Origin of the sequence: Streptococcus parasanguinis, assembly GCF_001073155.1 — a bacterium.
Taxonomy (GTDB): Bacteria; Bacillota; Bacilli; order Lactobacillales; family Streptococcaceae; genus Streptococcus; species Streptococcus parasanguinis_D.
In genome coordinates this window covers 16,931-43,646 of record NZ_JVEE01000046.1, presented here as the reverse complement: position 1 = coordinate 43,646, position 26,716 = coordinate 16,931, and the positions used below count along the sequence as shown (strand labels likewise).

At 44.9% G+C, this 26,716-nt stretch carries 27 protein-coding genes and 1 pseudogene; 26 read left to right on the top strand and 2 right to left on the bottom strand.

Annotated features, from left to right (window positions below; genetic code table 11):
* Positions 1-70 precede the first annotated feature (70 nt).
* The gene (locus ADH92_RS08575) at positions 71-1,345 is read left to right on the top strand and encodes a uracil-xanthine permease family protein (protein WP_049498113.1); all 1,275 of its coding nucleotides are present in this window, start codon (positions 71-73) and stop codon (positions 1,343-1,345) included.
* A gap of 163 nt (positions 1,346-1,508) precedes the next feature.
* Here the strand turns inward: ADH92_RS08575 and ADH92_RS08570 are convergent, their stop codons facing one another.
* A complete protein-coding gene (locus ADH92_RS08570; RefSeq protein ID WP_013904437.1) occupies positions 1,509-1,850 on the bottom strand; it encodes a metal-sulfur cluster assembly factor in 342 nt (113 codons plus the stop codon).
* A gap of 170 nt (positions 1,851-2,020) precedes the next feature.
* Between ADH92_RS08570 and hisS the strand changes: the two genes are divergently transcribed.
* The 16 genes and pseudogenes from hisS to ADH92_RS08495 all read left to right on the top strand — a co-directional run bounded on the left by hisS (position 2,021) and on the right by ADH92_RS08495 (position 19,851).
* A complete protein-coding gene (hisS, locus tag ADH92_RS08565; RefSeq protein ID WP_049498112.1) occupies positions 2,021-3,304 on the top strand; it encodes a histidine--tRNA ligase in 1,284 nt (427 codons plus the stop codon).
* A gap of 180 nt (positions 3,305-3,484) precedes the next feature.
* The gene (gene thrC, locus ADH92_RS08560) at positions 3,485-4,969 is read left to right on the top strand and encodes a threonine synthase (RefSeq protein WP_049498111.1); all 1,485 of its coding nucleotides are present in this window, start codon (positions 3,485-3,487) and stop codon (positions 4,967-4,969) included.
* A gap of 50 nt (positions 4,970-5,019) precedes the next feature.
* The gene (locus tag ADH92_RS08555) at positions 5,020-6,300 is read left to right on the top strand and encodes an MATE family efflux transporter (RefSeq protein ID WP_049498110.1); all 1,281 of its coding nucleotides are present in this window, start codon (positions 5,020-5,022) and stop codon (positions 6,298-6,300) included.
* Positions 6,297-6,926, top strand: coding sequence for an HAD-IA family hydrolase (locus tag ADH92_RS08550; protein ID WP_049498109.1), 630 nt, complete (start codon positions 6,297-6,299; stop codon positions 6,924-6,926). Before ADH92_RS08555 ends, ADH92_RS08550 begins: the two co-directional genes overlap by 4 nt.
* Before the next feature lie 268 nt (positions 6,927-7,194).
* Entirely contained in the window at positions 7,195-7,623 is a 429-nt protein-coding gene (locus ADH92_RS08545) for a MarR family winged helix-turn-helix transcriptional regulator (protein WP_049498108.1), read from the top strand.
* Between the two features lie 15 nt (positions 7,624-7,638).
* Entirely contained in the window at positions 7,639-8,001 is a 363-nt protein-coding gene (locus ADH92_RS08540; RefSeq protein WP_023920162.1) for a DUF1304 domain-containing protein, read from the top strand.
* Between the two features lie 514 nt (positions 8,002-8,515).
* Positions 8,516-9,874 (top strand): anthranilate synthase component I, encoded by a 1,359-nt coding sequence (trpE, locus tag ADH92_RS08535; protein ID WP_049498107.1) that lies wholly within the window; start codon positions 8,516-8,518, stop codon positions 9,872-9,874.
* Positions 9,871-10,431 (top strand): annotated as a pseudogene (locus tag ADH92_RS11455) (aminodeoxychorismate/anthranilate synthase component II); the annotation flags it as partial. The gene trpE and the pseudogene ADH92_RS11455, both read left to right, overlap by 4 nt.
* A 9-nt stretch (positions 10,432-10,440) precedes the next feature.
* Positions 10,441-11,445 (top strand): anthranilate phosphoribosyltransferase, encoded by a 1,005-nt coding sequence (gene trpD, locus ADH92_RS11450; RefSeq protein ID WP_049498142.1) that lies wholly within the window; start codon positions 10,441-10,443, stop codon positions 11,443-11,445.
* Positions 11,442-12,209, top strand: a complete 768-nt coding sequence (trpC, locus tag ADH92_RS08525; RefSeq protein WP_049498106.1) for an indole-3-glycerol phosphate synthase TrpC — start codon at positions 11,442-11,444, stop codon at positions 12,207-12,209. The genes trpD and trpC overlap by 4 nt, the downstream gene beginning before the upstream one ends.
* A complete protein-coding gene (locus ADH92_RS08520; protein WP_049498105.1) occupies positions 12,196-12,783 on the top strand; it encodes a phosphoribosylanthranilate isomerase in 588 nt (195 codons plus the stop codon). The genes trpC and ADH92_RS08520 overlap by 14 nt, the downstream gene beginning before the upstream one ends.
* On the top strand, positions 12,773-13,978 hold the full coding sequence (gene trpB / locus ADH92_RS08515; RefSeq protein WP_049498104.1) for a tryptophan synthase subunit beta: 1,206 nt from the start codon (positions 12,773-12,775) through the stop codon (positions 13,976-13,978). Before ADH92_RS08520 ends, trpB begins: the two co-directional genes overlap by 11 nt.
* 1 nt (position 13,979) lies before the next feature.
* Positions 13,980-14,756, top strand: a complete 777-nt coding sequence (gene trpA / locus ADH92_RS08510) for a tryptophan synthase subunit alpha (protein ID WP_049498103.1) — start codon at positions 13,980-13,982, stop codon at positions 14,754-14,756.
* A 141-nt stretch (positions 14,757-14,897) separates the two neighbouring features.
* On the top strand, positions 14,898-16,361 hold the full coding sequence (locus tag ADH92_RS08505; protein WP_049498102.1) for an alpha-L-fucosidase: 1,464 nt from the start codon (positions 14,898-14,900) through the stop codon (positions 16,359-16,361).
* 257 nt (positions 16,362-16,618) lie between these two features.
* Positions 16,619-19,264 carry a DNA polymerase I gene (polA, locus tag ADH92_RS08500; protein WP_049498101.1) on the top strand — a complete coding sequence of 882 codons (2,646 nt, stop codon included), beginning with the start codon at positions 16,619-16,621 and terminating at the stop codon, positions 19,262-19,264.
* 134 nt (positions 19,265-19,398) lie between these two features.
* The gene (locus tag ADH92_RS08495; protein WP_021154247.1) at positions 19,399-19,851 is read left to right on the top strand and encodes a CoA-binding protein; all 453 of its coding nucleotides are present in this window, start codon (positions 19,399-19,401) and stop codon (positions 19,849-19,851) included.
* Positions 19,852-19,908: 57 nt separating this feature from the next.
* Here the strand turns inward: ADH92_RS08495 and ADH92_RS08490 are convergent, their stop codons facing one another.
* Positions 19,909-20,778, bottom strand: a complete 870-nt coding sequence (locus ADH92_RS08490) for a DUF975 family protein (protein ID WP_049498100.1) — start codon at positions 20,776-20,778, stop codon at positions 19,909-19,911.
* A 150-nt stretch (positions 20,779-20,928) separates the two neighbouring features.
* Here ADH92_RS08490 and tgt point away from each other — a divergent pair, with 150 nt between their 5' ends.
* The 9 genes from tgt (at position 20,929) to rpsC (ending at position 26,715) form a co-directional block, all read left to right on the top strand.
* Entirely contained in the window at positions 20,929-22,071 is a 1,143-nt protein-coding gene (gene tgt / locus ADH92_RS08485; RefSeq protein WP_003010858.1) for a tRNA guanosine(34) transglycosylase Tgt, read from the top strand.
* Between the two features lie 432 nt (positions 22,072-22,503).
* Positions 22,504-22,812 carry a 30S ribosomal protein S10 gene (gene rpsJ, locus ADH92_RS08480; protein ID WP_003009585.1) on the top strand — a complete coding sequence of 103 codons (309 nt, stop codon included), beginning with the start codon at positions 22,504-22,506 and terminating at the stop codon, positions 22,810-22,812.
* Between the two features lie 81 nt (positions 22,813-22,893).
* Positions 22,894-23,520, top strand: a complete 627-nt coding sequence (gene rplC / locus ADH92_RS08475) for a 50S ribosomal protein L3 (protein WP_003010846.1) — start codon at positions 22,894-22,896, stop codon at positions 23,518-23,520.
* Between the two features lie 24 nt (positions 23,521-23,544).
* Positions 23,545-24,168: a 50S ribosomal protein L4 gene (gene rplD, locus ADH92_RS08470; protein WP_003009591.1), complete on the top strand. Its 624-nt coding sequence runs from the start codon at positions 23,545-23,547 to the stop codon at positions 24,166-24,168.
* Complete coding sequence (locus ADH92_RS08465) at positions 24,168-24,464, top strand: 50S ribosomal protein L23 (protein WP_003009593.1); 297 nt, start codon at positions 24,168-24,170, stop codon at positions 24,462-24,464. The genes rplD and ADH92_RS08465 overlap by 1 nt, the downstream gene beginning before the upstream one ends.
* 17 nt (positions 24,465-24,481) lie before the next feature.
* Positions 24,482-25,315 (top strand): 50S ribosomal protein L2, encoded by an 834-nt coding sequence (rplB, locus tag ADH92_RS08460; protein WP_049498099.1) that lies wholly within the window; start codon positions 24,482-24,484, stop codon positions 25,313-25,315.
* A 96-nt stretch (positions 25,316-25,411) separates the two neighbouring features.
* Positions 25,412-25,693, top strand: coding sequence for a 30S ribosomal protein S19 (rpsS, locus tag ADH92_RS08455; RefSeq protein ID WP_000533766.1), 282 nt, complete (start codon positions 25,412-25,414; stop codon positions 25,691-25,693).
* 11 nt (positions 25,694-25,704) lie between these two features.
* Positions 25,705-26,049, top strand: coding sequence for a 50S ribosomal protein L22 (gene rplV / locus ADH92_RS08450; protein WP_000818139.1), 345 nt, complete (start codon positions 25,705-25,707; stop codon positions 26,047-26,049).
* A gap of 12 nt (positions 26,050-26,061) precedes the next feature.
* The gene (gene rpsC, locus ADH92_RS08445) at positions 26,062-26,715 is read left to right on the top strand and encodes a 30S ribosomal protein S3 (protein WP_003002336.1); all 654 of its coding nucleotides are present in this window, start codon (positions 26,062-26,064) and stop codon (positions 26,713-26,715) included.
* Position 26,716: the final 1 nt, after the last annotated feature.

Here is a 26,716-nt window from a genome sequence, read left to right as displayed (position 1 = left end):
GTCATCGAAGGTAGACGTTTTTGTTCAGCCATAGCTTGTCGCATCTTAATTTTAGGAGGTTTTTACGATCGTGAATGACGTTAAATATGATGTGAATGATATGCCAAAACCTGGTTTATTGGTTGGTTTATCTTTCCAGCATTTGTTTGCCATGTTTGGGGCGACAGTGCTGGTGCCGATTTTGGTTGGGATTGATCCTGCCATTGCTTTGTTTTCATCTGGTTTGGGAACCTTGGCTCACTTAACCGTGACCAAGTATAAGATCCCTGCTTACATGGGGTCTAGTTTTGCTTATATTGCAGCGATGCAAATGCTGATGAAGTCAGATGGGATCGCGGCAGTTGCCCAGGGTGCTATGGCGGGTGGTTTGGTCTACTTGTTTGTAGCTCTGATTGTTAAGCATGCGGGTAAAGATTGGATTAATAAGGTCCTTCCACCAATCGTGGTTGGTCCCATTATCATGGTAATTGGTTTGAGTCTTGCGAAGAATGCCGTCACTGATGCGACAACCTTAAATAATAGCTACAGCGGCTATGCTCTATTGATTTCGATGGTGACCCTCTTTGCGGTTATCCTATTTAACATGTATGGCAAGAAGATTGTCGGTGTCGTCCCAATTTTACTTGGATTAATTGTGGGCTATATTTTCTCATTGGCTCTTGGTTTGCTGACAGGACATAGTTTTGTCAATTTCTCAGAGGTAAGTGCGGCGCATTGGATTCAAGTTCCAAACTTTGACATTCCATTTGTGGATTATAGCTTTAAGCTCTATCCAAGTGCGATTTTGACTATGGCTCCGATTGCCTTTGTGACCATGACGGAACATTTTGGCCACCTCATGGTTTTAAATAGTTTGACTGAGCGTGATTACTTCAAGGATCCAGGACTTGACCATACGCTTACTGGTGATGGCTTGGCACAGATTATTGCTGGATTCTTTGGAGCTCCTCCGGTAACTTCTTATGGGGAAAACATTGGGGTGATGGCCCTTAGTAAGGTCTACTCAGTTTACGTTATTTCAGGCGCAGCAGTGATTGCGGTTGTCATGAGCTTTATTGGGAAGCTATCAGCACTCTTGCACTCTATTCCAACTCCTGTATTGGGAGGTTTGTCTATTGCCCTCTTTGGGGTTATCGCTGCTAGCGGTTTGAAAATTTTAGTTGAACATAAGATTGATTTTGATAATAAAAAGAATCTCTTGATTGCAAGTGTGATCTTGGTATCAGGGATCGGTGGTTTGATGATTGACCTCGGTGGTCTTCAAATCACTGGTGTCGCAACGTCAACCATTCTTGGAATTGTGTTGTATCAAATCCTTCCAGAACCAAAAGCTGACCAGGCTTAGACCATTCTGGTAGTGAAAAAGTTTGAATGGATTTAAACATTATAAAAAACGAGGAACAAACTCTGATGGCAGAGCTGGTGTTCCTCGTTTTTTTATTGTGGATCGGATTTCCAAAGAGGCCTTCCTTTATTAGTTGATTGCGTTTATTAAATGGTAATGATTGTTATCGTGGTGGAAGACCAAGGGCGATGCGCCCGTATCGGCTGATTCGTGTAATTTTCCAAGCGGGTGACCAAGTTACTTCAACCTTGACATCTTCGATCCCCTCGATTTCTTTTAGGCGAGCGACGATTTCGATCGGAAGGCTCTCAGCACAGCTACAAGCCGTATCGGTAAAGGTCATAACCACCTTGCAAGTGCCGGCTTCATCTAGATGGATCTCGTAGATCAGTCCTAGGTTATAGACATCTAACTCAACATCGGTATCAAATACAAGCTCCAATTTTTCGATTAACGACTTCTCTAGTGCCAGGGCGCGGTCATTGATTTTGATATCCTCTCTCATCGCAAGATCCTTTCAGTGTAGTATGGCTTCCATTTTCTCATAATTCGGCTGATAAGGCAAGAAGAGAAAGAGGTTTTGAACATGTCGATCGAAGGAAATTCGATCCAGCCTCCATTTCTCTTCGAATTTGTGGTAAAATAGAGGCAAAAGTAAGACAAAGGATGAAGGCTATGAAATTACAAAAACCAAAAGGGACCCAGGATATCCTTCCCGGCGATTCAGCGAAATGGCAATATGTAGAAGGCTTTGCACGCAAGGTCTTTGCGCGATACAATTATGATGAAATCCGCACACCGATCTTCGAACATTATGAAGTCATCAGTCGTTCAGTAGGGGATACGACGGATATTGTTACCAAAGAAATGTATGATTTCTATGACAAGGGAGACCGTCATATCACGCTTCGTCCAGAAGGAACAGCTCCTGTTGTCCGCTCGTATGTAGAAAATAAACTCTTTGCGCCTGAGGTACAAAAACCAAGTAAGTTCTATTACATAGGCCCAATGTTCCGCTACGAACGTCCTCAAGCAGGTCGTTTGCGTCAATTCCACCAAATTGGGGTAGAATGCTTTGGATCGAGCAATCCTGCAACGGATGTCGAAACCATTGCCATGGCAGCGCAATTCTTGAAAGAACTAGGGATTGACAATGTAACCTTGCACTTGAACACCTTGGGAAGCCCTGCCAGTCGTCAGGCTTATCGCCAAGCCTTGATTGATTACCTCTTGCCAATGAAGGATCAATTGTCTAAGGACAGCCAACGTCGCTTAGAAGAAAATCCGCTTCGTGTTTTGGATTCAAAAGAAAAAGAAGACAAGGCTGCGGTTGAACAGGCTCCTTCCATCCTAGACTATCTAGATGAAGAAAGCCAAGCGCATTTTGATGCGGTTCGTCGGATGTTAGAAGATTTAGGTGTGGCCTATGTCATCGATACCAATATGGTGCGTGGCTTGGATTACTACAACCACACGATTTTTGAGTTCATTACAGAAATTGAAGGCAATGAATTGACAGTTTGTGCAGGTGGTCGCTATGATGGTTTGGTTGAATACTTCGGTGGCCCTGCGACAGCTGGTTTTGGATTTGGTATCGGTGTGGAACGGATCCTTCTCGTTCTTGAAAAGAAAGGTATTGAATTACCGATTGAAACAGGCTTAGATGCTTATATCGCCGTCCTAGGAGATGAGGCCAATGAAGCAGCGCTTAGCTTGGTTCAGGCCCTTCGAATCCAAGGTTTCAAGGCAGAACGCGACTATCTTGGACGCAAGCTCAAGGCTCAATTTAAGTCAGCGGATGTCTTTGAGGCCAAAGCCTTGATTACCTTAGGAAGTAGTGAAGTTGAGAGCGGTCAAGTTACTGTGAAAAATAACCAAACTCGTCAAGAAGTAACGGTAGCTCTTGAAAGCTTGAAGAAAGACTTCCCATCTGTTTTAGCAGAGTTGGGATTGGCTTGATCGAATCTTTCAGACACCTGTAAAACAGATTCAAATGGGAGTAGGGGCAAAATGGTTGCTCCTGCTCTCTTTTATCTAGCTTCTGTTTGCCGACCTTTGCCAAGATTTGGCGAAAAGCCGTTAAATTTTCTGACATTTATGATATAATGAGAGGATAACAAGTAAAGGAATGAAACAGTCATGACATTAGTTTACCAATCAACACGAGATGAAAAAAATACTGTAACAGCTAGTCAAGCCATCCTTCAAGGGTTGGCGACAGATGGCGGTTTGTTTACTCCAGTCTCTTATCCTCAAGTAGAGCTGGATTTTAATACCCTCAAAGACGCTTCTTACCAAGAAGTGGCCAAGCTTGTTTTGTCAGCCTTTTTGGACGACTTTACAGCAGAAGAGTTAGACTACTGTATTTCTCATGCTTATGACAGCAAGTTTGATAATCCAGCCATTGCTCCGCTTGTCAAACTCGATGGTCAATACAACTTGGAACTTTTCCACGGTTCAACCATTGCCTTTAAAGATATGGCTTTGTCGATCTTGCCTTACTTCATGACGACAGCAGCTAAAAAGCACGGTCTGGAAAACAAGATTGTCATCTTGACAGCGACTTCTGGAGATACAGGAAAAGCTGCCATGGCTGGATTTGCTGATGTTCCAGGGACAGAAATCATTGTCTTTTATCCAAAAGATGGTGTCAGCAAGGTGCAAGAATTGCAAATGACGACTCAAACGGGAGACAATACCCATGTCATCGCGATCGATGGAAACTTTGACGATGCCCAAACCAATGTCAAACACATGTTCAATGATGTGGCCCTTCGTGAAAAATTAGCAGCCAACAAGATGCAATTCTCATCAGCCAACTCTATGAACATTGGTCGTTTGGTGCCTCAGGTTGTCTATTACGTATACGCCTATGCGCAATTGGTGAAGACAGGCCAAATCACCGCGGGAGAAAAAGTCAACTTTACCGTCCCAACAGGAAACTTTGGAAATATCTTGGCAGCTTTCTATGCCAAACAAATCGGTCTTCCAGTTGGAAAATTGATCTGTGCGTCAAATGAAAACAATGTCTTGACAGACTTCTTCAAAACACATGTTTATGATAAGAAACGTGAGTTCAAGGTGACCACCAGTCCATCGATGGATATTTTGGTCTCTTCAAACTTGGAACGCTTGATTTTCCACTTGGTAGGCAATGATGCCACAAAGACCAAAGAATTGATGGAAAGCCTTGTTGCAACAGGTCAGTACCAATTGTCCAACTTTGATGCAGACATCTTAGATTTGTTTGCGGCTGCATACGCAGATGAAGCAGAAACTGCTGCAGAGATCAAGCGGGTCTATGAAGCGTCTGATTACATCGAAGACCCTCATACAGCCGTAGCATCAGCCGTTTATCAAAAATACCGGACTCAAACAGGAGATACTGCTAAAACAGTCATTGCCTCTACAGCAAGTCCTTACAAATTCCCTGTTGTGGCAGTAGAAGCGGTGACAGGCGAGACAGGTCTAGGAGATTTCGAAGCCTTGGCTAAATTACACACACTCTCAGGTGTTCCTGTGCCACCGGCTGTAGACGGCCTTGAAACTGCACCGGTTCGCCATCGTACAAGCGTGGCAGCCAAAGACATGCAAGCAGCCGTAGAAGACTACTTGGGACTTTAATTCTTCCTATTAGAAAGATCAAAAGAGCCGTTTGGCTCTTTTCTATACGCATGAATTCATACAAAAAAATCTTAAACATCGCCCTTCCTGCCATGGGTGAAAATTTCTTACAAATGCTGATGGGCATGGTGGACTCTTATTTAGTGGCTCACCTGGGCTTGATTGCCATTTCAGGTGTTTCCGTCGCAGGGAATATCATCACCATCTATCAAGCCATCTTTTTGGCACTGGGTGCGGCAGTTGCTAGTGTCATGTCCAAAAGCTTGGGTGAAAAAAATCAAGCCAACATTGCCTACCATGCGACAGAGTCACTGAAGGTGACCTTGTTGTTGAGTGCTCTCTTAGGAGGGACTTCGCTGTTATTTGGACGCCAGATGATTTCGCTGTTGGGGACTGAAGCTGCAGTAGCCGAAAGCGGGGGGATTTACCTTTCCTTGGTCGGCGGGATCATTGTTCTCTTAGGCTTGATGACGACTTTGGGCTCCTTGGTTCGGGTGGCCAACAATCCACGTATTCCTATGTATGTGAGCCTGTTGACCAATCTATTAAACGCTCTGTTCTCCTCTGTGGCCATTTTCCTTTTTGGTTGGGGCATTGTTGGTGCAGCTTTGGGGACGGTGCTGGCCCGTCTGGTGGGAGTCATCCTCTTGTGGCAAAAGGTTCAGTTACCCTTTGCACCCCTTCGTTGGGGATTGGATCGTAAGCTCTTGAACTTAGCACTTCCAGCTGCTGGAGAGCGGCTGATGATGCGGGCTGGAGATGTGGTGATCATTGCGATCGTGGTTGCTTTTGGGACCGAGGCAGTCGCAGGAAATGCTATCGGAGAGACCCTAACCCAGTTTAATTATATGCCTGTATTTGGAGTGGCCACAGCGACGGTCATGCTCGTGGCACGGAGCCTGGGTGAAGGTGATCTTGAGCAGCTTGACCGTCTTCGAAAGCAGTCTTACTGGTTGTCCTTCGTGTTCATGTTACCCATTGCCTTGGGAATCTTTTTTGGGGGCACCCTTCTGACCCATCTCTACACACAGGATACAAAAGCAGTCGAAGCTAGCCTATCGGTTGTCCTCTTTTCTTTGTTAGGAACGCCGTTTACAGCAGGAACGGTCATCTATACAGCTGTTTGGCAAGGCTTGGGAAATGGGAAACTTCCATTTTATGCAACGACGATTGGTATGTGGGTCATTCGAATTGGAGCCGGTTATCTGCTTGGAGTAACCCTTGGCTTTGGCCTTCCAGGGGTCTGGACGGGGACACTGCTCGACAATGGTTTCCGTTGGCTATTTTTGAGTCAGCTATATAGACGAAAAGTAGGAGAGAAGAAAAAATGACAAAACGAGCCTTTATTTGGGATTTGGACGGAACTTTGCTGGATTCCTATGATGCTATTCTGGCAGGTCTTGAGGAGACCTATGCAACTTATCAGCTTCCCTTTGACCGAGCCAGCATTAAAGATTTCATCTTGAAGCATTCGGTTCAAGATCTTTTAGTAGCTGTGGCGGAGGAGTATCATCTGGATGTGACCGACTTGAATCATCGCCGAGCAGAAAGTCTAGCGGAGAAAAATGCCCAGGTCCTTCTGATGGATGGGGCGCGTGATGTCCTAGCCTGGGTACAAGAAGCTGGAATTGAGCAGTTTGTCTATACCCATAAGGGAGAGAATGCCTTTGTCATCCTACGGGATTTGGGTTTGGAATCTTTTTTTACAGAGATTTTGACCAGTCAAAGTGGTTTTGCCCGCAAGCCTGACCCAGAAGCTGCTAGGTATCTGATGGAGAAGTACGGGTTGGAGCCAGAAAATACCTACTATATTGGGGATCGGAGCCTGGATATTGACTTTGCAAGAAATAGCCAGATTCAGAGTATCAATTTCTTGACGTCTGACTATCAAGGCAATCATCAGATGAACACCTTACTAGATATTCCAGGTATTTTAAACGCTGAAAAAAATCTGTAAAGAATTTGTTTTCATTTTGAAATAAAGTCGTAAGCTTTCTTTAAGAAATGTCCGCTATAATAAAAGCATAAACAAAGACCTCCTAACTTTGTTTAGAAAAATCCTAAAACTTTTCTTTTTCATAATAATCTCCCTAAGAGTCGCCAAATCAGGCGGCTTTTTTTGTGCGAAAGAATAGTGCAAGCTCTTTTCCTTGCAAGAGGATATGAAATATTTTATAATTGATTAGTCAATTATTGATTTATCAAAAATAATAAGGAGAAGGAATATGGCAGAAATGAATGATTTGCTCTACCAACTACGCTTGGCAGATCAATCAACTACGCAACTTTTTGAAAAGCGCCTAGGGATTAGCTTAACACGTTACCAAATCTTGCAGGATTTATTAGAACAAGCGCCTTGCAATCAGATCGCGGTTCAGGAACGTTTGCAAATTGATCCAGCGGCTTTAACCCGGCATTTCAAAATATTGGAAAAGGAAGGATTTGTCCATCGGAGTCGAAATCCAAAAAACCAGCGGGAAATCTTAATTCATTTGACGGATACGGCCTATAATCGTTTGGTCAAACATCCCCCTCGCTATCATGTGGCGGTGAAAGAACAGATGAGTCGGATTTTAACTGCTCAAGAACAAGAGCAATTTTCTTACCTGCTGGACAAATTAGTATCTGGCATTGAACAAATAACAGTTGAATAAAAAGGAGAATCTACGATGTCATTACTGACGATTATTTTAGCAAGTCTTGCTGCACTGGAGCATTTGTATATTTTTTATTTGGAGAGCATCAGAACCACATCTGATACCACAAGTCGGGTTTTCAACATGGATAAAGAAGAACTCGCTCGCCCATCTGTGACCTCTTTATTTAAGAATCAAGGGATATACAATGCCTTGATTGGTGTGTTTCTCTTATATGGCTTGTTTGTCTCTAAAAATAGTGAAGTTGTTACAATTTTTGTGCTTTTTATTATTGGAGCTGCGGCCTACGGTGCGATGACAGCCAATAAAAAGATTATCTTGACCCAAGGTGGCCCTGCAATTTTGGCTTTGTTGAGTATCCTATTTTTAGGATAAAAAGGGCGGGCCGCTAGGGCTCTTTGAGCAGATTTTATTAAATTAGTGTAGAAAAAAGTATAAAAAAAGACTAAAAATTTTATTGACTTTCTAAGAAAAAGGGTTATAATGGTAGCAACAGAAAAGTAATGAGTCAGCTATTTTCAGGGAGCTTGTGGGAATTGTGAACAAGCAATAGCGACTGATGAAAATTGGACTGTTATGATTAATGAATTCTAACCCATGTGAATTCGGTTGGCACCCCTTACCGTGCAACTCCTTGATAGAGGAGATAGAGATGTAGGGAAAGACCAGCTATTTTTCCCTATAAAAGAGGTGGCACCGCGGACACTACGCCCTCACACAGTTTTTGTGTGAGGGCTTTTCTATGTGCCTTAGCAAGCGAAGCGAGCTTAGGCACATTGATCCCAAAGCGAAAACAGAGCGATGGGATACCCTTGATCGCCTTAGCAAGCGAAGCAGGGTGCGGCTGAATTCATTAGAATAAAAGAGTTCTAAAAGAGAGGTTTCTGATATGAAAAAAGTTTTATCTGCTGATGTGTTGAGTCCAATTTTGGCTTATATGCGTTTGGATGCGCCCCATAAAATGATCTTGGAGTCGATCCCTCGTGAAAAAGAGAATGCGCGTTTTTCAATTGTAGCCTATCGGCCAGTCAGTGAAGTCAAGTTTGAAAATGGCGTCCTCTATTTCAATGATCAAATTGTTGAAGAGGATCCTTTGGACTTTTTGAATCGCATCACGGTCAAAACGAAAACTTCTGAAGAGCTTCCTTTTAACGGTGGGGCGATTGGATTTGTCGGCTATGACTTGATTGGCCTCTATGAGAACATTGGTTCCATTCCTGAAGATACGATTGGCACACCAGATCTTCACTTTTTCTTATATGAGAGCTATGTGATTTTTGATCACAAAAAGGAAAAGGTCTATGTGGTGGAAGAGAACCTCTATAGTGGACGGAGTGAAGCAGAGCAAGCGTCGAGCTTGGAGCAAGTATTAGCACAATTGGCAAGACCTGCAAAAGAAGAGTTTCAGGACAAGGACCTGCATGCGCTTCATTTCCACAATCATTTGGAGCAAAAAGAGTTTGAGGAAATGGTGGCCCTAGCGCGGGACTATATTCGAAAAGGAGATATGTTCCAATGCGTGCTCAGTCAACGTTTTTCAGCTGATTTTTCAGGAAAACCGCTAGATTACTACCGCAATTTGCGCGTGACCAACCCTTCGAATTATCTCTACTTTTATGATTTTGGGGAGTACCAAATTATCGGTGCTAGTCCAGAAAGTCTGGTGTCGGTCAAGGATCGAGTGGTGACAACCAATCCCATTGCTGGCACGCGACCTAGAGGGATTGATGAAGAGAGTGATCGGCAATTGGCAACTGATTTGGCAGGGGATCCAAAAGAAGTCGCAGAACACCGGATGTTGGTGGATCTAGGTCGAAACGATATTGGTCGTATCGCTCAAAATGGGTCGGTTGAAGTGACCAAATATATGGAAGTGGAGTTCTTCCGTTATGTCATGCACCTGACGAGTGTAGTCAAGGGACAATTACTTCCTGGACTAGCTTCCATTGAGGCTCTGAAGGCAACCCTTCCAGCTGGGACCGTTTCGGGTGCTCCCAAGATTCGAGCCATGAAGCGAATCTATGAGGCAGAAAAAGAGAAACGAGGCGTCTATGCGGGGGCTATTGGCTATCTCTCTTTGACGGGGGATCTCGATTTTGCTATTGCGATTCGAACCATGATCCTCAAAAATAAGAAGGCTTATGTGCAGGCTGGAGCAGGAATCATTTATGATTCAATCGCTGAAAATGAATACCAAGAAACCGTCAATAAGGCAAAATCGATGACAAGGATTGGAGAAGAAGGATGATTTTATTAGTCGATAATTACGATTCATTTACCTACAATTTAGCACAGTATATCGGAAAATTTGATGAGGTCCAGGTGCTTCGAAATGATGATCCGGATTTGTACCAGGTTGCCCAAGAAGCAGATGCCTTGGTCTTTTCTCCAGGTCCAGGTTGGCCAAAGGACGCGGGCAAGATGGAGGAGATGATCCGAGATTTCGCGGGGGTCAAACCAATCTTGGGGATTTGTTTGGGACATCAAGCGATTGCGGAAGTTTTTGGAGGGCGCTTGGGATTGGCGCCACAGGTCATGCATGGCAAACAAAGCCAGATCCAACTAGAAGCTCCCTCTCCGCTATACGCGGGTGTCGCAAAAGAAGTCCCAGTCATGCGCTACCATTCGCTGACGATTGAAGACATGCCAGAGGATTTTGTCATTACCTCTCGGACGACGGATGATCAAGCGATTATGGGAATTCAACACCGCAGTTTACCGATTTATGGTTTTCAATACCATCCAGAAAGTATCGGGACGCCAGATGGGCTCAAGACCATCGAAAATTTTGTCAAACTAGTCAAGGAGCGGAAGATGAAACAAGTGCTTGCAAAAGTAGCGGAAGGAATGGATCTAAGCAGTGCAGAGTTAGAAGCTGCCATGGAGGAAGTCGTTGCTGGTCGTGCTTCAGAAGCACAGGTGACGGCCCTTCTTCTAGGTCTCAAAATGAAGGGAGAAACGGTTGAAGAGCGGACGGCTATTGCAAAAGTGATGCAGGCCTATGCAGTCGCTATTCCTACAGAAGTTCAAGGAGCAATGGACAATTGTGGAACGGGGGGCGATCGTTCGTATAGTTTCAATATTTCAACAACAGCTGCCTTCGTCCTTGCTGGTGGTGGCATCAAGATGGCAAAACACGGAAATCGTTCGATCTCTTCTAAATCTGGTTCTGCGGATGTACTAGAAGCTCTAGGGATCAACCTTGATTTGGGTCCAGAAGACTTGGGACGAGTGTTTGAAAAGGCGGGGATTGTCTTCCTATTTGCCAAAAATCTGCATCCTGGCATGCGCTATATTATGCCCGCTCGCTTGGCGCTAGGGGTTCCAACGGTGATGAACTTAACCGGTCCTCTTATCAATCCGATTCCTCTAGAAACCCAGCTATTGGGAACCAGTCGTCCTGACATGCTAGAAAGTACGGCAGAGATTCTACAGAATTTGGGTCGGAAACGCGCAGTGGTGGTGAGTGGCCCGCAAGGTTTGGACGAGGCAGGCCTTGATGGGGAAACCCAGCTCGCAATTCTGGAAAATGGACAGGTTACCTTATCAAGCTTTCAACCAGAAGATATAGGAATGGAGCGCATTGAAATTGATCAAGTAAGAGGTGGAGACGCCAAATGCAATGCAGAAATTTTGCTCAGTGTCTTGAAGAATGAAGCGAGTCCCTTCTTAGAGGTGACTGTCTTGAATGCTGGCCTTGGTTTTTATGCCAATGGCAAGGTAGATTCTATCAAGGAAGGGATTGCCTTGGCACGTGAAGTGATTGCCAGTGGGGATGCCCTTGAGAAATTGAGATTATTACAGGAGTATCAAAAATGAGTCAAGAATTCTTGCCAAAGATTCTAAAGGAAAAGGCGCGTGAAGTGGCTGCGATGAAAGAAGAGGAACTCCAACCTTTGCGCGAGACCTACCGCCTGTATGATTACCTAAAGAGTCATCCAGAAAAGCTTCAGGTCATTGCGGAAGTGAAAAAGGCTAGCCCGAGTCTGGGAGATATTCATGTCGATGTGGATATCGTCGCGCAGGCTAAGACTTACGAAGAAAATGGGGCCGTGATGATTTCTGTCTTGACCGATGAAGTGTTTTTCAAGGGCAGTATCGAGTATCTCCGGGAAATATCTAGTCAAGTACGTATCCCCACCCTCAACAAAGATTTCATTGTGGATGAAAAGCAAATAATTCGGGCGCGAAACGCAGGGGCGACTGTGATCTTGTTGATAGTTGCAGCCTTATCAGAGGCTCGTCTGAAAGAACTCTTCGATTTTGCGACCCATCTTGGCCTGGAGGTCTTGGTGGAGACCCATAATCTGACAGAACTAGAGGTCGCTCACCGGATTGGGGCTCAGATCATAGGGGTCAATAATCGCAACTTGGTGACCTTTGAGACAGATCTTCATACTAGCCTTGAATTGGCGACCAGCTTTGAACAAGAACCAGTTTACATCTCTGAGTCTGCTATTTTCACAGCAGCAGACGCGCGCATGCTGGCTCCTTATTTTAATGGCATTCTCGTTGGGACAGCTCTCATGAAGGCAGACAATGTGGCTGAAAAAGTAAAGGAGTTGCAGATTGACAAAGGTTAAAATTTGCGGATTGTCCACTCCGGAAGCCGTCCAGACAGCTGTTGAAGCCGGTGCGGACTACATTGGTTTTGTCTTTGCACCAAGCAAACGGCAAGTCACGTTGGAGCAAGCTCGGCAGTTGGCTACAGGGATTCCAAAGGGGGTTCAAAAAGTCGGTGTTTTTGTATCCCCACAAAGAGAAGAAGTGGAGCAGGCCTGCCAAGTAGTGGGATTGGACCTGATACAAGTGCATGGACCGATGGATGAAACCATCTTGCAAGACCTTCCCCAACAGACGATTCGCGCTATTCATATGGGGAAAGATGTCGCTCTTCCTGAGACCAGTGCCGATTATCTGCTCTTTGATGCTCCTGTAGCAGGAAGTGGGCAGACCTTTGACTGGCAAGAACTCGAAAGTCAAAACGTTACAAAGCCCTGCTTTATTGCAGGAGGCTTGACGGTAGACAATGTAGCAGACGCCATTCGCTTCTTTCATCCTTATGCGGTGGATGTATCCAGTGGGGTCGAGACAAATGGAAAAAAAGATCAAGAAAAGATAAAACGATTTATAGAAAGGGTCAAGCATGGCATATAAACAACCAGATAAAAACGGATTTTACGGGCGGTTCGGGGGACGATTTGTCCCTGAAACCTTGATGACAGCAGTTTTAGAATTAGAAGAAGCCTACAGAGAAAGTCAAAAAGATTCTTCTTTTCAAGCAGAATTGGATCAGCTTCTGAAACAATATGTCGGTCGGGAAACACCGCTCTATTACGCTAAAAATCTTACCAAGTACGTCGGTGGAGCCAAGATCTTTCTTAAAAGAGAAGACCTCAACCACACAGGGGCTCATAAAATTAATAATGCCCTAGGACAGGTTTTGTTGGCACACCGGATGGGCAAAAAGAAGATCATCGCAGAAACAGGAGCTGACCAGCACGGTGTTGCAACAGCAACAGCTGCTGCTTTATTTGATATGGAATGTACCATTTACATGGGGGAAGAAGATGTCAAACGCCAAGCCCTCAATGTCTTTCGGATGGAGTTATTGGGCGCCAAGGTTCAATCAGTAACAGATGGGTCACGTGTTCTCAAGGATGCGGTCAATGCTGCTCTTAGAGCCTGGGTAGCAAATGTGGAGGATACCCACTATATCATGGGTTCTGCTCTAGGACCTCATCCATTCCCAGAAATTGTCCGTGATTTTCAAAGTGTCATCGGTCGAGAAGCCAAACGCCAATTTGCAGAGCAAAATGATGGTGCGCTGCCAGATGCCGTTTTAGCCTGTGTAGGAGGCGGATCGAACGCCATTGGCCTCTTTTATCCTTTTGTAGAGGATGCCTCTGTTGCCATGTATGGGGCGGAAGCTGCTGGGCTTGGAGTGGATACAGACCAGCATGCAGCCACCTTGACCAAGGGGCGTCCGGGAGTCCTTCACGGTGCCTTGATGGATGTGTTACAGGATGCCCATGGACAGATTTTAGAAGCCTTCTCGATTTCGGCAGGTCTCGATTATCCAGGAATTGGGCCAGAGCATTCTTATTTCCATGACATCAAGCGGGCAACCTATGTGCCTGTGACAGACCAGGAAGCGCTAGAAGCCTTTCAATTGCTTTCAAAAGTGGAAGGAATCATTCCGGCCCTGGAATCTAGCCACGCTATCGCCTATGCGGTGAAGTTGGCCAAGGAGATGGGGCCTGAAAAATCTATGATCGTTTGCTTGTCAGGTCGTGGGGATAAAGATGTGGTACAAGTCAAAGACCGCCTAGAACAAGAGAGAGGAGAGTAAGATGGGAAAGACCTTAACAGAGCGTTTACAAAAGCTGAAAGACCAGCAGCAAGGGATCTTTGTTCCTTATATCATGGCAGGAGATCATGAAAAAGGCTTGGCAGGTTTGCAGGAAACCATCCAATTTTTGGAGGAGCTTGGTGTCTCAGCTATTGAGGTTGGCATTCCTTTTTCAGATCCGGTGGCAGATGGTCCTGTGATTGAAGAGGCGGGACTACGAAGTTTAGCCCATGGGACGACGACAGAGGAACTGGTGCAAACGATCCAGCACTTAGAGACAAGTGTTCCTTTGGTCATCATGACCTATTTCAACCCCTTGTTCCAATATGGGCTCGAAAACTTCTTTAGAGATGTAGAAGGAACAGCGGTTAAGGGAGTGATTATTCCCGATCTTCCTCATGAGCATGCGGATCTGGTAGAGCCTCTATTAGCGGATAAAGACATCGCCTTGGTGCCACTAGTGAGCCTAACCACAGGAATCGAGCGCCAAAAGAAATTGATCCAAGATGCAGAAGGATTTATCTATGCCGTTGCTGTCAATGGAGTGACGGGGAAAGCTGGTAGCTATCGAGATGACTTGGATCACCACTTGGCCCAATTACACGAAATAGCGTCCATTCCTGTTTTAACAGGTTTTGGAGTTTCCAGCATGGAGGATGTTCACCGTTTCAACAAGGTCTCGGATGGAGTGATTGTGGGGTCCAAAATCGTTAAGGCTCTCCACCAAGGAGAGACAGACGCCATTGCTCGTTTTATTTCTCAAGCAGTGAAGGGCTAGACGCTTCATTTCATTCATCATCAGCTTGATTCTCCTAGATCAAGCTCTTTGTCTACTATTTTAAACATTCCCCTCGTTGGTCTTTACAAACGAGGCTTTCTCGTTACAATAGAGGTAGTAACAAGAAAAGAGGAGAAGAGAATGATAAGCCTTGAAGAGATTGATCAAGTTGTCCAGTCAGGTCCTTTTGAACCCACCTGGGACTCTCTTAGCCATCAAGTCTGTCCAGATTGGTATCGAGATGCCAAATTTGGAATGTTTATCCACTGGGGTGTCTACAGTGTACCTGCTTTCGGTTCGGAATGGTATTCGCGAAATATGTATATCCAAGGGAATCCTTGTTATGACTATCATCGAGAGCATTTTGGAGACCAGGCCGGCTTTGGCTACAAGGATCTCATTCCTCTTTTTACAGCCGATCGCTTTGATCCGGCATCTTGGCTAGATCTCTTTCAAAAAGCGGGAGCCCAGTATCTTTTTCCAGTTGCGGAGCACCACGATGGTTTTCAGATGTATGCCTCTACTCTCTCGCCTTATAATAGTTTAGAAATGGGGCCGAGACGAGATGTCTTAGGAGAGCTGAGGGAGGAAGCAGAAAAACGTGGCCTGCACTTCTGTACGTCCTCTCACCGGGCAGAACACCAGTTTTTCTTTTCACATGGCAAGAAATTCACTAGTGACATTCCGAAAGAAGTCCCAAGAGACAGCCTTTATTGGCCGGCGGAGCCAGAACCCAAGGATCATTTTGATCTGACTTCCAAGCCTTATCCAAGCAAAGAATTCTTGGAAGATTGGCTTTTGCGAACCTGTGAACTGGTGCGGGACTACCAACCAGAGCTCCTATATTTTGACTGGTGGATCCAGCATGAGAGTTTCCGTCCCTACTTGATGCGCTTTTTGGCTTATTATTACAATCTAGTAGCACAAGAGGATCGCAAGGTGGCTGTTTGTTACAAACAGGATGCCCTCCCTTTCGGTTCAGGAATCGTTGAGATGGAGCGGGGAGGATACGGAGAGACGCAAGCCTTTCCGTGGCAAATGGATACCGCGATCGCCCGTAATTCTTGGTGCTATACCCAGGATCTAGCCTACAAGACCAGTAAGGAATTGCTACAAAATTTAGTCGATGTTGTGGCCAAAAATGGCAATCTTCTGCTCAATATTGGACCCAAGGCAGACGGCACTATCCCTGAGCAAGACCAAGACATCCTCACAGAGATCGGGGACTGGCTGGCGGTAAATGGAGAAGCCATTTATCAGAGTCGGCCTTGGCGGGTGTCATCGGACGGACCGACCGAGGCCCAGGAAGGTTCCTTCTCAGATGGAGAAGCGCCACTCTATACCAGCCAAGATTTTCGCTATACCATGCGTGATGGTTTTCTTTATGCTATCCAGCTGGAACCAAGTGGAAGGACGGAAGAGTTGACCTTGCCGTCTCTCGCCTATGACCTCAAGCAACCGAGAGTTCTTCATGCGCGCATTCAAAAGGTGGAACTCCTTGGAGAAAGTCAGCTTCTTTCTTGGAGCCAAGATGAGACAGGGCTCCATCTTCAGTTACCAGCTTGTAGGAAAAAACAACCGCGTGTTTTGCGCCTCAGCTTTTAGTTTTCTTGAAGCTTTCTATAAGGAATCGTTTAGGTTTCTCTTGTATACTGTACTCATCCAATAAGAAATGAGGTACAGAAAATGAAAATCTCAGTCAATTATCCAAAACGCTTTAAGAAATTGCCACAACAAGGTTCTTGTTACGGCGAATAAACACTTCTCTTCATTTTTCATAAGAAACTCCTAAAGAAGGCTCTACCCGAAAGGGTAGAGTTTTTATGTACCAGAGACCTTGTGATTCGTGGTATAATAGGCCTATGGAAAAAAAGAATAAATTACTACTCATCGACGGGTCTTCCGTCGCTTTTCGTGCCTTTTTCGCACTCTATCATCAAATTGATCGCTTCAAAAATGCCAATGGTCTGCATACCAATGCGGTCTATGGCTTTAATCTCATGTTGAGCCATCTCTTGGAGCGCATCCAACCAACCCATGTCCTTGTTGCTTTTGATGCAGGAAAGACGACCTTTCGGACGGAGATGTATGCCGACTACAAAGGGGGGCGTGCAAAAACACCAGATGAGTTTCGTGAGCAGTTCCCTTTCATTCGTGAGCAACTGGATCATTTGGGAATCCGCCATTATGAGCTGGCCCAGTATGAAGCGGATGATATTATTGGAACGCTCGATAAGATGGCAGAAACTACCTCGGTGCCATTTGATGTGACCATTGTCTCTGGGGACAAGGATTTGATCCAGCTGACAGATGACAATACGGTGGTTGAAATCTCTAAAAAAGGGGTAGCGGAGTTTGAGGAATTCACTCCAGCCTATCTCAAAGAAAAAATGGGTCTGACACCAGAGCAATTTATCGACCTCAAGGCCTTGATGGGAGATAAGTCGGATAACATCCCGGGTGTCACCAAGATCGGAGAAAAGACCGGGATCAAACTACTCCTAGAGTACGGCTCTCTCGATGGCATTTACGAGCATATTGACGAGATGAAGGCTTCTAAGATGAAGGAAAACCTCATCAACGACAAGGAGCAGGCCTACCTATCCAAAACTCTCGCAACCATCGATACCAATGCTCCCATTGAAATTGGGCTTGACGATATCACCTATACGGGCCCTCATCTAGAAAATCTAGCCAAGTTTTATGAGGAGATGGGCTTCAAGCAACTCCGTCAGGCCTTGGATCTCAGTGGAGAAGAAGCAGCTCCTGTAGCTATTGACTACACAGAAGTCGAGCAAGTCACTTCAGATATGCTCACGGAAGATAGTTTCTTCCATTTTGAGATTTTTGGGGACAATTACCATACGGAACCCATTATTGGTTTCGCATGGGGGACCAAAGGTCAACTCCACGCGAGTACAGATACTGGTCTTTTACAAACACCGATTTTCAAAGAATTTCTCGAAAAAACGCCCCTCAAGGTCTATGACTTCAAGCGGGCTAAGGTCTTGCTCAGCCACTTGGGCATTACCCTTCAAAATCCGGCTTTTGACAGTCGATTGGCCAAGTATCTCTTGTCGACCGTAGAGGACAATGAAATTTCAACCATTGCGAGTCTCTATAGTCAGATTGCGCTACCGCTGGACGAAGTCGTTTATGGCAAGGGAGCCAAAAAAGCTATCCCAGAAAAGACGGCCCTATTAGAGCATTTGGCACGGAAAGTCGCTGTTTTACTAGACACGGAAGAGCCCATGGTGGAGCAGTTGCAAGCCCATGACCAGCTAGATTTGCTCTATGATATGGAGCAACCACTAGCAGCTGTTTTGGCCAAGATGGAAATCGCGGGGATCAAGGTAGAACGCCAGACCCTCCAAGATATGCAAGTGGAAAACGAAGTGGTCTTGGAGCGCTTGACTCAAGAAATCTATGAGCTTGCTGGAGAGGAATTTAACATAAATTCTCCAAAACAATTGGGGGTCATCCTCTTTGAAAAATTGGAACTTCCTCTTGAATATACTAAGAAGACCAAAACCGGCTATTCAACAGCCGTTGATGTCTTGGAACGCCTAGCTCCTATCGCACCGATTGTGTCTAAGATTCTTGAATACCGCCAAATTGCTAAGATCCAGTCGACCTATGTCATCGGTCTTCAAGATTGGATTTTGGAAGATGGGAAGATCCATACCCGCTATGTACAGGATTTGACGCAGACAGGCCGTTTGTCTAGCGTGGATCCCAATTTGCAAAATATCCCTGTCCGATTGGAACAAGGTCGCCTTATTCGTAAGGCCTTTGTCCCAGAAGAGGAAAACAGTGTCTTGCTGAGTTCGGACTATTCACAAATCGAATTGCGCGTCTTGGCCCATATTTCGGGAGATGAGCATTTGATTGATGCTTTTAAGCATGGGGCAGATATCCATACATCGACTGCTATGCGCGTCTTCAACATTGAAAAACCAGAAGACGTGACGCCGAATGACCGTCGCAATGCCAAGGCAGTAAACTTCGGTGTGGTTTATGGAATTTCCGACTTTGGACTGTCTAACAACTTAGGGATCAGTCGAAAAGAAGCCAAGGCCTACATTGAGACCTACTTCGAACGCTACCCTGGCATCAAGGACTATATGGAGAGAGTGGTACGGGAAGCGCGTGATAAAGGCTATGTGGAGACCCTCTTCAAGCGTCGTCGGGAGATTCCAGATATCAATTCTCGCAACTTCAATGTTCGAGGCTTTGCGGAGCGGACAGCTATCAACTCACCCATCCAAGGATCGGCAGCAGACATCTTGAAAATTGCTATGATCCACTTGGACCAAGCGCTAGAAGCAGGAGCATACAAGACCAAGATGCTTCTTCAGGTGCACGATGAAATCGTTCTGCAAGTACCAAGTGATGAACTGGCAGCGATCAAAGAACTTGTCAAAGAGACCATGGAATCTGCTATCGAACTTGCAGTACCACTGGAAGCCGATGAAAATGAAGGCAAAACATGGTATGAAGCCAAATAAGATTAAGTTTGTCAAAAACAGAAAGCGGTAGGAGACTTTTCAGTTTCCTACCGCTTTTAACGACAAACACTTGCAATGCCTTCCGTATTGTTATACTATTTAAAGAAAGGAAACGCATACAAAAGGAGATTCTTATGGCTTATTCATTTCGCAATCCTAGTGATGGCATTATCAAACATTACCTAGAAACCAGCAAGATCATCGCTGTAGTTGGATTATCTGATCGTGAAGACACGACCAGTCATCGTGTCAGCAAGGAGATGCAAGAGCGGGGCTATCGGATTATTCCTGTCAACCCCCGCGCAGCTGGTGGCCAGATCCTTGGAGAAACGGTGTACGCTAGCCTACAGGAGATTCCTTTCCCAGTAGATATCGTCGATGTATACCGTCGCAGTGAGTTTTTGCCAGATGTGGCACGTGATTTTATTGAGACGGATGCGAAAATTTTCTGGGCACAATTGGAACTGGAAAATCAAGAAGCAGAAGAAATCCTTCGTGGAGCTGGACGAGAAGATATCGTCATGAACCGCTGTATCAAACGGGAACACACCCGACTGATTTTAGGAGACTCCCTATACGGTTTATAAATGCTAAACAATTGACATAGAAGAAAACCCCAGCTTGCTGGGGTTTTCTTATTACTCTTATTCAGTTTCATGGCTTGGATGGCCTGTAAAATGGCGCGGCCCTTGTTTAATCTGCTTGATTTGATCATAAAAGGCAATTTGGCAGTTGATAAAGTAAGGCATGGTGTAAAAGCCGATGACATCGCGCGTGAAGTAATTCAAGAAGTACCAACCAATCAAGGTTAGATCGAGCACCAAGCGATTGCTGCGGAACCCTTTCATGGTTTCACGACTTTGGCGAAGCACTCCAAAGGCTCCCTTGTAGTCGCCGTCTCGTAATTGTTCATAGAGGATCAATTCGACCAAGCTGAGACTGTAGTATTGTGGCAGGTAAAAGAGGAGGCCGAGTAGGCCCAGCACGACACCGGTAGTCATCAGAGGCATTTGTTGCATGAGAGATTGGAATTCAGGACTGGAAGCACTCAGAGTGCTAGGGTTGCTCACCTTGTCGTAAATCGCCAAAAATCGAATGCTGGCGTAGGTGCTGATGAGGCTCCCTACATAGAGGATGAGTCCCCATAAAAAGAGGACGACTTGCTTCAAGATCAAGGTGGCAAATACAGAGGTAAAGCGATCTTGTTTAAAGATATCTAACACGCGTGTTCGGTGTTCGATCTTGGGATTGATCGTATCTAAATAGCTAAAAGTCGCACCGACCACTAAAATGGAGATGACAAAGGAGACGACAGAAGGAAAGAGCTGCCGCTGGATCATGTAGATACCTGCTTGCTGCAAGGTCATGTCCGGTAGTAGATCGACCAGATCTTGCCCACTTAAGAGAAAGTTAGCAAGAATGGTCAACAGGACCGGCAAGGCAAAAAGGATAGCTAAGCCCGGTTGCTGGACTTGCATGGTACGTGCCCGGAGGCGAATCAGTTTAAGGTTCATAGATGACACTCTCTTCATAGTAGTACTTTTTATTATAACATAAGTCCGTGACAGAGCCGGTAAAATTTGGTACAATCGTACAGGTGCTCACAGGAAAACTGTGACAGGAATAAGAAGGCTGGGACTGTTTTTCCCAGTACGGAGGTAACCATGACAGATTCACCGATTCAATATCGATTAATCAAAAAAGAAAAGCATACAGGTGCTCGTCTGGGAGAAATTATTACCCCTCACGGGACCTTCCCGACCCCAATGTTTATGCCTGTAGGGACTCAGGCAACCGTTAAGACCCAATCGCCAGAAGAACTCAAGGAAATGGGTTCCGGAATTATCTTGGCCAACACCTACCATCTCTGGCTTCGTCCGGGGGACGACTTGGTCGCAAAAGCAGGAGGACTGCACCAGTTCATGAACTGGGACCAGCCCATTTTGACAGATAGTGGAGGCTTCCAGGTCTATTCATTGGCGGATACCCGCAACATCACCGAAGAAGGGGTAACCTTTAAAAATCACCTCAACGGCTCGAAGATGTTCCTCTCTCCAGAAAAGGCCATCTCCATCCAAAACAATCTAGGAAGCGACATCATGATGTCCTTTGATGAATGCCCTCAGTTCTATCAGCCTTATGATTATGTGAAAAAATCGATCGAACGGACCAGTCGTTGGGCAGAACGTGGGCTTAAGGCTCATCGTCGCCCTCATGATCAAGGTCTTTTCGGGATTGTCCAAGGGGCTGGATTTGAAGACTTGCGCCGTCAGTCTGCTCAAGATCTGGTCAGCATGGACTTCCCAGGCTATTCTATCGGTGGCTTAGCTGTTGGGGAAAGCCATGAAGAGATGAATGCCGTGCTGGATTTCACAACTCCGCTCTTGCCAGAGAACAAGCCACGCTATCTCATGGGAGTAGGAGCTCCAGACAGTCTGATCGATGGCGTTATTCGTGGAGTGGACATGTTTGACTGTGTCTTACCGACGCGGATTGCGCGAAATGGTACCTGTATGACCAGCCAAGGACGCCTAGTGGTGAAAAATGCGCAATTTGCAGAAGACTTTACACCGCTAGATCCCGAATGTGATTGCTACACTTGTAAGAACTATACCCGAGCTTACCTTCGCCACCTCCTCAAGGCAGATGAGACCTTCGGCATTCGCTTGACAAGCTACCACAACCTCTATTTCTTGATCAACCTCATGAAGCAGGTCCGTCAAGCCATCATGGATGACAATCTCTTAGAATTCCGTGAGCATTTCGTCGAAAAATATGGCTATAACAAGTCAGGACGGAATTTCTAGAAATAGATAAATAGGAAGAAAAAAGACTACAGCCATCTGAGAATAATAGGAATAACTGCTAGACGCAGTGGTTGATTGGTATCTTTGTTCGCTTGTTAAGCTCCAAAGATAACCTAATCAACTGTGCGGGGGCGAGACGACGAACAAATTGGATATAAATTTGTTCTGTCTCGCTCCCTTTTTCCTATATAATAGCAACTTTTTTAGCACTCTATTTCTTTCGAAAACACTTTCATCAAAAAAACGAAAAAAATCTTCTCAAATCCCTTGCATTGGGCCTTTGTTTGTGTTAAACTACTATGGTGCTGTGAAAAACAGCTATTAGCTTTGATGCAAGAGGTTGCGACACGCTCGGTTGCATTGCCACGCAACGCGCGTCGGTTTTCTTGTGGAGCTAGCCTATTATCTTAAATAGACGAAAAGGAGAAAAAGATGGCAAACAAAAAAATCCGCATCCGTTTGAAAGCGTACGAACACCGTACACTCGACACAGCGGCTGCAAAAATCGTAGAATCAGCTACTCGTACAGGTGCACAAGTTGCGGGTCCAATCCCACTTCCAACTGAGCGTAGCCTCTACACAATCATTCGTGCGACTCACAAATACAAAGATTCTCGCGAACAATTCGAAATGCGTACACACAAACGTTTGATCGACATCATCAACCCAACTCAAAAAACAGTTGACGCTTTGATGAAATTGGATCTTCCAAGTGGTGTAAACGTAGAAATCAAACTTTAATCAAAAGCTTGATCCAGAGCATAAAAAACGCTCGTTAAAAACTTTTTTAATAAAAAACTATAGAAAAGGAACTATTTTCTCATGACAAAAGGAATCTTAGGGAAAAAAGTGGGAATGACTCAAATCTTCACTGAAGCTGGCGAATTGATCCCTGTAACAGTTATCGAAGCAACTCCAAACGTTGTTCTTCAAGTTAAAACTGTTGAAACAGATGGTTACAACGCTATCCAAGTTGGTTTCGATGACAAACGCGAAGTATTGAGCAACAAACCTGCTAAAGGACATGTAGCAAAAGCTAACACGGCTCCTAAGCGCTTCATTCGTGAATTCAAAAACGTTGAAGGCTTGGAAGTTGGTGCTGAAATCACAGTTGACACTTTCGAAGCTGGAGACATTGTTGATGTAACTGGTACTTCTAAAGGTAAAGGTTTCCAAGGTGTTATCAAACGCCATGGACAATCACGTGGACCTATGGCTCACGGTTCTCGTTACCACCGTCGTCCAGGTTCTATGGGACCTGTTGCACCTAACCGCGTATTCAAAGGTAAAAACCTTGCAGGACGCATGGGTGGCGATCGTGTAACAATTCAAAACCTTGAAGTTGTACAAGTTGTTCCAGAAAAGAACGTTATCCTTATCAAAGGTAACGTACCAGGTGCTAAGAAATCTCTTATCACTATCAAGTCAGCAGTTAAAGCTGGTAAATAATAAGGAAAGGGGAATACAGTCAAAATGGCAAATGTAACATTATTCGACCAAACTGGTAAACAAGCGGGCGAAGTTGTTCTTAACGATGCGATCTTTGGTATCGAACCAAACCAAGCAGTTGTATTTGATGTGATCATCAGCCAACGTGCTAGCCTTCGTCAAGGGACTCACGCAGTTAAAAACCGTTCAGCCGTTTCAGGTGGCGGACGCAAACCATGGCGTCAAAAAGGAACTGGACGTGCTCGTCAAGGTTCTATCCGCTCTCCACAATGGCGTGGTGGTGGAATCGTCTTCGGACCAACTCCACGTAGCTATGCGTACAAACTTCCTCAAAAAGTTCGTCGCCTTGCACTTAAATCTGTTTACTCAGAAAAAGTTGCTGAAAACAAATTTGTAGCCGTTGATTCTCTTGAATTTACAGCTCCAAAAACTGCTGAATTTGCAAAAGTTCTTGCAGCTTTGAGCATCGATTCTAAAGTCCTTGTTATTCTTGAAGAAGGAAATGAATTCGCAGCTCTTTCAGCTCGTAACCTTCCAAACGTGAAAGTTGCGACTGCTACAACTGCAAGTGTTCTTGACATCGCAAATAGTGACAAACTTCTTGTTACTCAAGCAGCTATCTCTAAAATCGAGGAGGTTCTTGCATAATGAATTTGTATGATGTTATCAAAAAACCTGTTATCACTGAAAAGTCAATGGCTCAACTTGAAGCAGGCAAATATGTATTCGAAGTTGACACTCGCGCTCACAAACTTTTGATCAAACAAGCTGTTGAAGCAGCGTTTGAAGGTGTAAAAGTTGCGAATGTGAACACTGTAAACGTAAAACCTAAAGCAAAACGCGTTGGACGTTACACTGGTTTTACTTCAAAAACTAAAAAAGCTATCATCACGCTTGCAGCTGATTCTAAAGCAATCGAGTTGTTTGCTACTGAAGCTGAATAATCTAAGGAGGAAATATCGTGGGAATTCGTGTTTATAAACCAACAACAAACGGTCGCCGTAATATGACTTCTTTGGATTTCGCTGAAATCACAACAAACACACCTGAGAAAACTTTGCTTGTTTCTCTTAAAAACAAAGCAGGTCGTAACAATAACGGTCGTATCACTGTTCGTCACCAAGGTGGTGGACACAAACGTCATTACCGTTTGATCGATTTCAAACGTAACAAAGATGGAGTTGAAGCAGTCGTTAAAACGATCGAATACGATCCAAACCGCTCAGCTAACATCGCGCTTGTACACTACACTGACGGTGTGAAAGCTTACATCATCGCCCCTAAAGGTCTTGAAGTAGGTCAACGCATCGTATCAGGATCAGAAGCAGATATCAAAGTCGGAAATGCTCTTCCGCTTGCTAACATCCCAGTTGGTACTTTGATCCACAACATCGAATTGAAACCTGGTAAAGGTGGAGAATTGGTACGTGCTGCTGGAGCTTCTGCTCAAGTATTAGGTTCTGAAGGTAAATATGTACTTGTTCGTCTTCAATCAGGCGAAGTTCGTATGATTCTTGGAACTTGCCGTGCTACAGTTGGTGTTGTCGGAAACGAACAACATGGACTTGTAAACCTTGGTAAAGCGGGACGTAACCGCTGGAAAGGTGTTCGCCCTACAGTTCGTGGTTCTGTAATGAACCCGAATGATCACCCACACGGTGGTGGTGAAGGTAAAGCACCAGTTGGACGTAAAGCGCCATCTACTCCTTGGGGTAAACCTGCGCTTGGTCTTAAAACTCGTAACAAGAAAGCGAAATCTGACAAACTTATCGTTCGTCGTCGCAACCAAAAATAATCATAAGCAACTAGCTTACACTTTCCGCCAGCTCGGTAGCGCTGCTTAGCAGCGCAAGCCGCTGTGGTACTAAATTTTAAAGGAGAAAATTACAAAATGGGACGTAGTCTTAAAAAAGGACCTTTCGTCGATGAGCATTTGATGAAAAAAGTTGAAGCTCAAGCAAACGACGAAAAGAAAAAAGTAATTAAAACTTGGTCACGTCGTTCAACGATCTTCCCAAGTTTCATCGGATACACTATCGCAGTTTATGATGGACGTAAACATGTACCTGTTTACATCCAAGAAGACATGGTAGGTCACAAGCTTGGTGAATTTGCACCAACTCGTACTTACAAAGGTCACGCGGCAGACGACAAGAAGACACGTAGAAAATAAGGAGAACATAAATGGCAGAAATTACTTCAGCTAAAGCAATGGCTCGTACAGTGCGTGTTTCACCTCGTAAATCACGTCTTGTTCTTGACAACATCCGTGGTAAAAGCGTAGCCGATGCCATCGCTATTTTGACATTCACACCAAACAAAGCTGCAGGGATCATCCTTAAAGTGTTGAACTCAGCAGTAGCAAACGCTGAAAACAACTTTGGTTTGGAAAAAGCTAACTTGGTAGTATCTGAAGCATTCGCAAACGAAGGACCAACAATGAAACGTTTCCGTCCACGTGCGAAAGGTTCAGCTTCACCAATCAACAAACGTACAGCTCACATCACAGTAGCTGTTGCAGAAAAATAAGGAGGTAAACTCGTGGGTCAAAAAGTACATCCAATTGGTATGCGTGTTGGTATCATCCGTGATTGGGATGCCAAATGGTATGCTGAAAAAGAATACGCGGATTACCTTCATGAAGATCTTGCAATCCGTAAATTCATTCAAAAAGAATTGGCTGACGCAGCTGTTTCAACTATTGAAATCGAACGCGCAGTAAACAAAGTTAACGTTTCTCTTCACACTGCTAAACCAGGTATGGTTATCGGTAAAGGTGGAGCAAACGTTGATGCACTTCGTGCAGCTCTTAACAAATTGACTGGTAAACAAGTACACATCAACATCATTGAGATCAAACGTCCTGACTTGGATGCTCACCTTGTTGGTGAAGGAATCGCTCGTCAATTGGAACAACGTGTTGCTTTCCGTCGTGCACAAAAACAAGCAATCCAACGTGCTATGCGTGCTGGAGCTAAAGGAATCAAAACTCAAGTATCAGGTCGTTTGAACGGTGCAGATATTGCCCGTGCAGAAGGATACTCTGAAGGAACTGTTCCACTCCACACACTTCGCGCTGATATCGATTACGCTTGGGAAGAAGCAGACACTACTTACGGTAAACTTGGTGTTAAAGTATGGATCTACCGTGGTGAAGTTCTTCCAGCTCGTAAAGACGCTAAAGGAGGTAAATAAC

Coding starts and splice junctions, on each gene's coding strand:
- ADH92_RS08570 (WP_013904437.1), bottom strand. CDS start 1,850: ATGAGAGAGGATATCAAAATCAATGACCGCGCCCTGGCACTAGAGAAG.
- hisS (WP_049498112.1), top strand. CDS start 2,021: ATGAAATTACAAAAACCAAAAGGGACCCAGGATATCCTTCCCGGCGAT.
- thrC (WP_049498111.1), top strand. CDS start 3,485: ATGACATTAGTTTACCAATCAACACGAGATGAAAAAAATACTGTAACA.
- ADH92_RS08555 (WP_049498110.1), top strand. CDS start 5,020: ATGAATTCATACAAAAAAATCTTAAACATCGCCCTTCCTGCCATGGGT.
- ADH92_RS08550 (WP_049498109.1), top strand. CDS start 6,297: ATGACAAAACGAGCCTTTATTTGGGATTTGGACGGAACTTTGCTGGAT.
- ADH92_RS08545 (WP_049498108.1), top strand. CDS start 7,195: ATGGCAGAAATGAATGATTTGCTCTACCAACTACGCTTGGCAGATCAA.
- ADH92_RS08540 (WP_023920162.1), top strand. CDS start 7,639: ATGTCATTACTGACGATTATTTTAGCAAGTCTTGCTGCACTGGAGCAT.
- trpE (WP_049498107.1), top strand. CDS start 8,516: ATGAAAAAAGTTTTATCTGCTGATGTGTTGAGTCCAATTTTGGCTTAT.
- trpD (WP_049498142.1), top strand. CDS start 10,441: ATGAAACAAGTGCTTGCAAAAGTAGCGGAAGGAATGGATCTAAGCAGT.
- trpC (WP_049498106.1), top strand. CDS start 11,442: ATGAGTCAAGAATTCTTGCCAAAGATTCTAAAGGAAAAGGCGCGTGAA.
- trpB (WP_049498104.1), top strand. CDS start 12,773: ATGGCATATAAACAACCAGATAAAAACGGATTTTACGGGCGGTTCGGG.
- trpA (WP_049498103.1), top strand. CDS start 13,980: ATGGGAAAGACCTTAACAGAGCGTTTACAAAAGCTGAAAGACCAGCAG.
- ADH92_RS08505 (WP_049498102.1), top strand. CDS start 14,898: ATGATAAGCCTTGAAGAGATTGATCAAGTTGTCCAGTCAGGTCCTTTT.
- polA (WP_049498101.1), top strand. CDS start 16,619: ATGGAAAAAAAGAATAAATTACTACTCATCGACGGGTCTTCCGTCGCT.
- ADH92_RS08495 (WP_021154247.1), top strand. CDS start 19,399: ATGGCTTATTCATTTCGCAATCCTAGTGATGGCATTATCAAACATTAC.
- ADH92_RS08490 (WP_049498100.1), bottom strand. CDS start 20,778: ATGAACCTTAAACTGATTCGCCTCCGGGCACGTACCATGCAAGTCCAG.
- tgt (WP_003010858.1), top strand. CDS start 20,929: ATGACAGATTCACCGATTCAATATCGATTAATCAAAAAAGAAAAGCAT.
- rpsJ (WP_003009585.1), top strand. CDS start 22,504: ATGGCAAACAAAAAAATCCGCATCCGTTTGAAAGCGTACGAACACCGT.
- rplC (WP_003010846.1), top strand. CDS start 22,894: ATGACAAAAGGAATCTTAGGGAAAAAAGTGGGAATGACTCAAATCTTC.
- rplD (WP_003009591.1), top strand. CDS start 23,545: ATGGCAAATGTAACATTATTCGACCAAACTGGTAAACAAGCGGGCGAA.
- ADH92_RS08465 (WP_003009593.1), top strand. CDS start 24,168: ATGAATTTGTATGATGTTATCAAAAAACCTGTTATCACTGAAAAGTCA.
- rpsS (WP_000533766.1), top strand. CDS start 25,412: ATGGGACGTAGTCTTAAAAAAGGACCTTTCGTCGATGAGCATTTGATG.
- rplV (WP_000818139.1), top strand. CDS start 25,705: ATGGCAGAAATTACTTCAGCTAAAGCAATGGCTCGTACAGTGCGTGTT.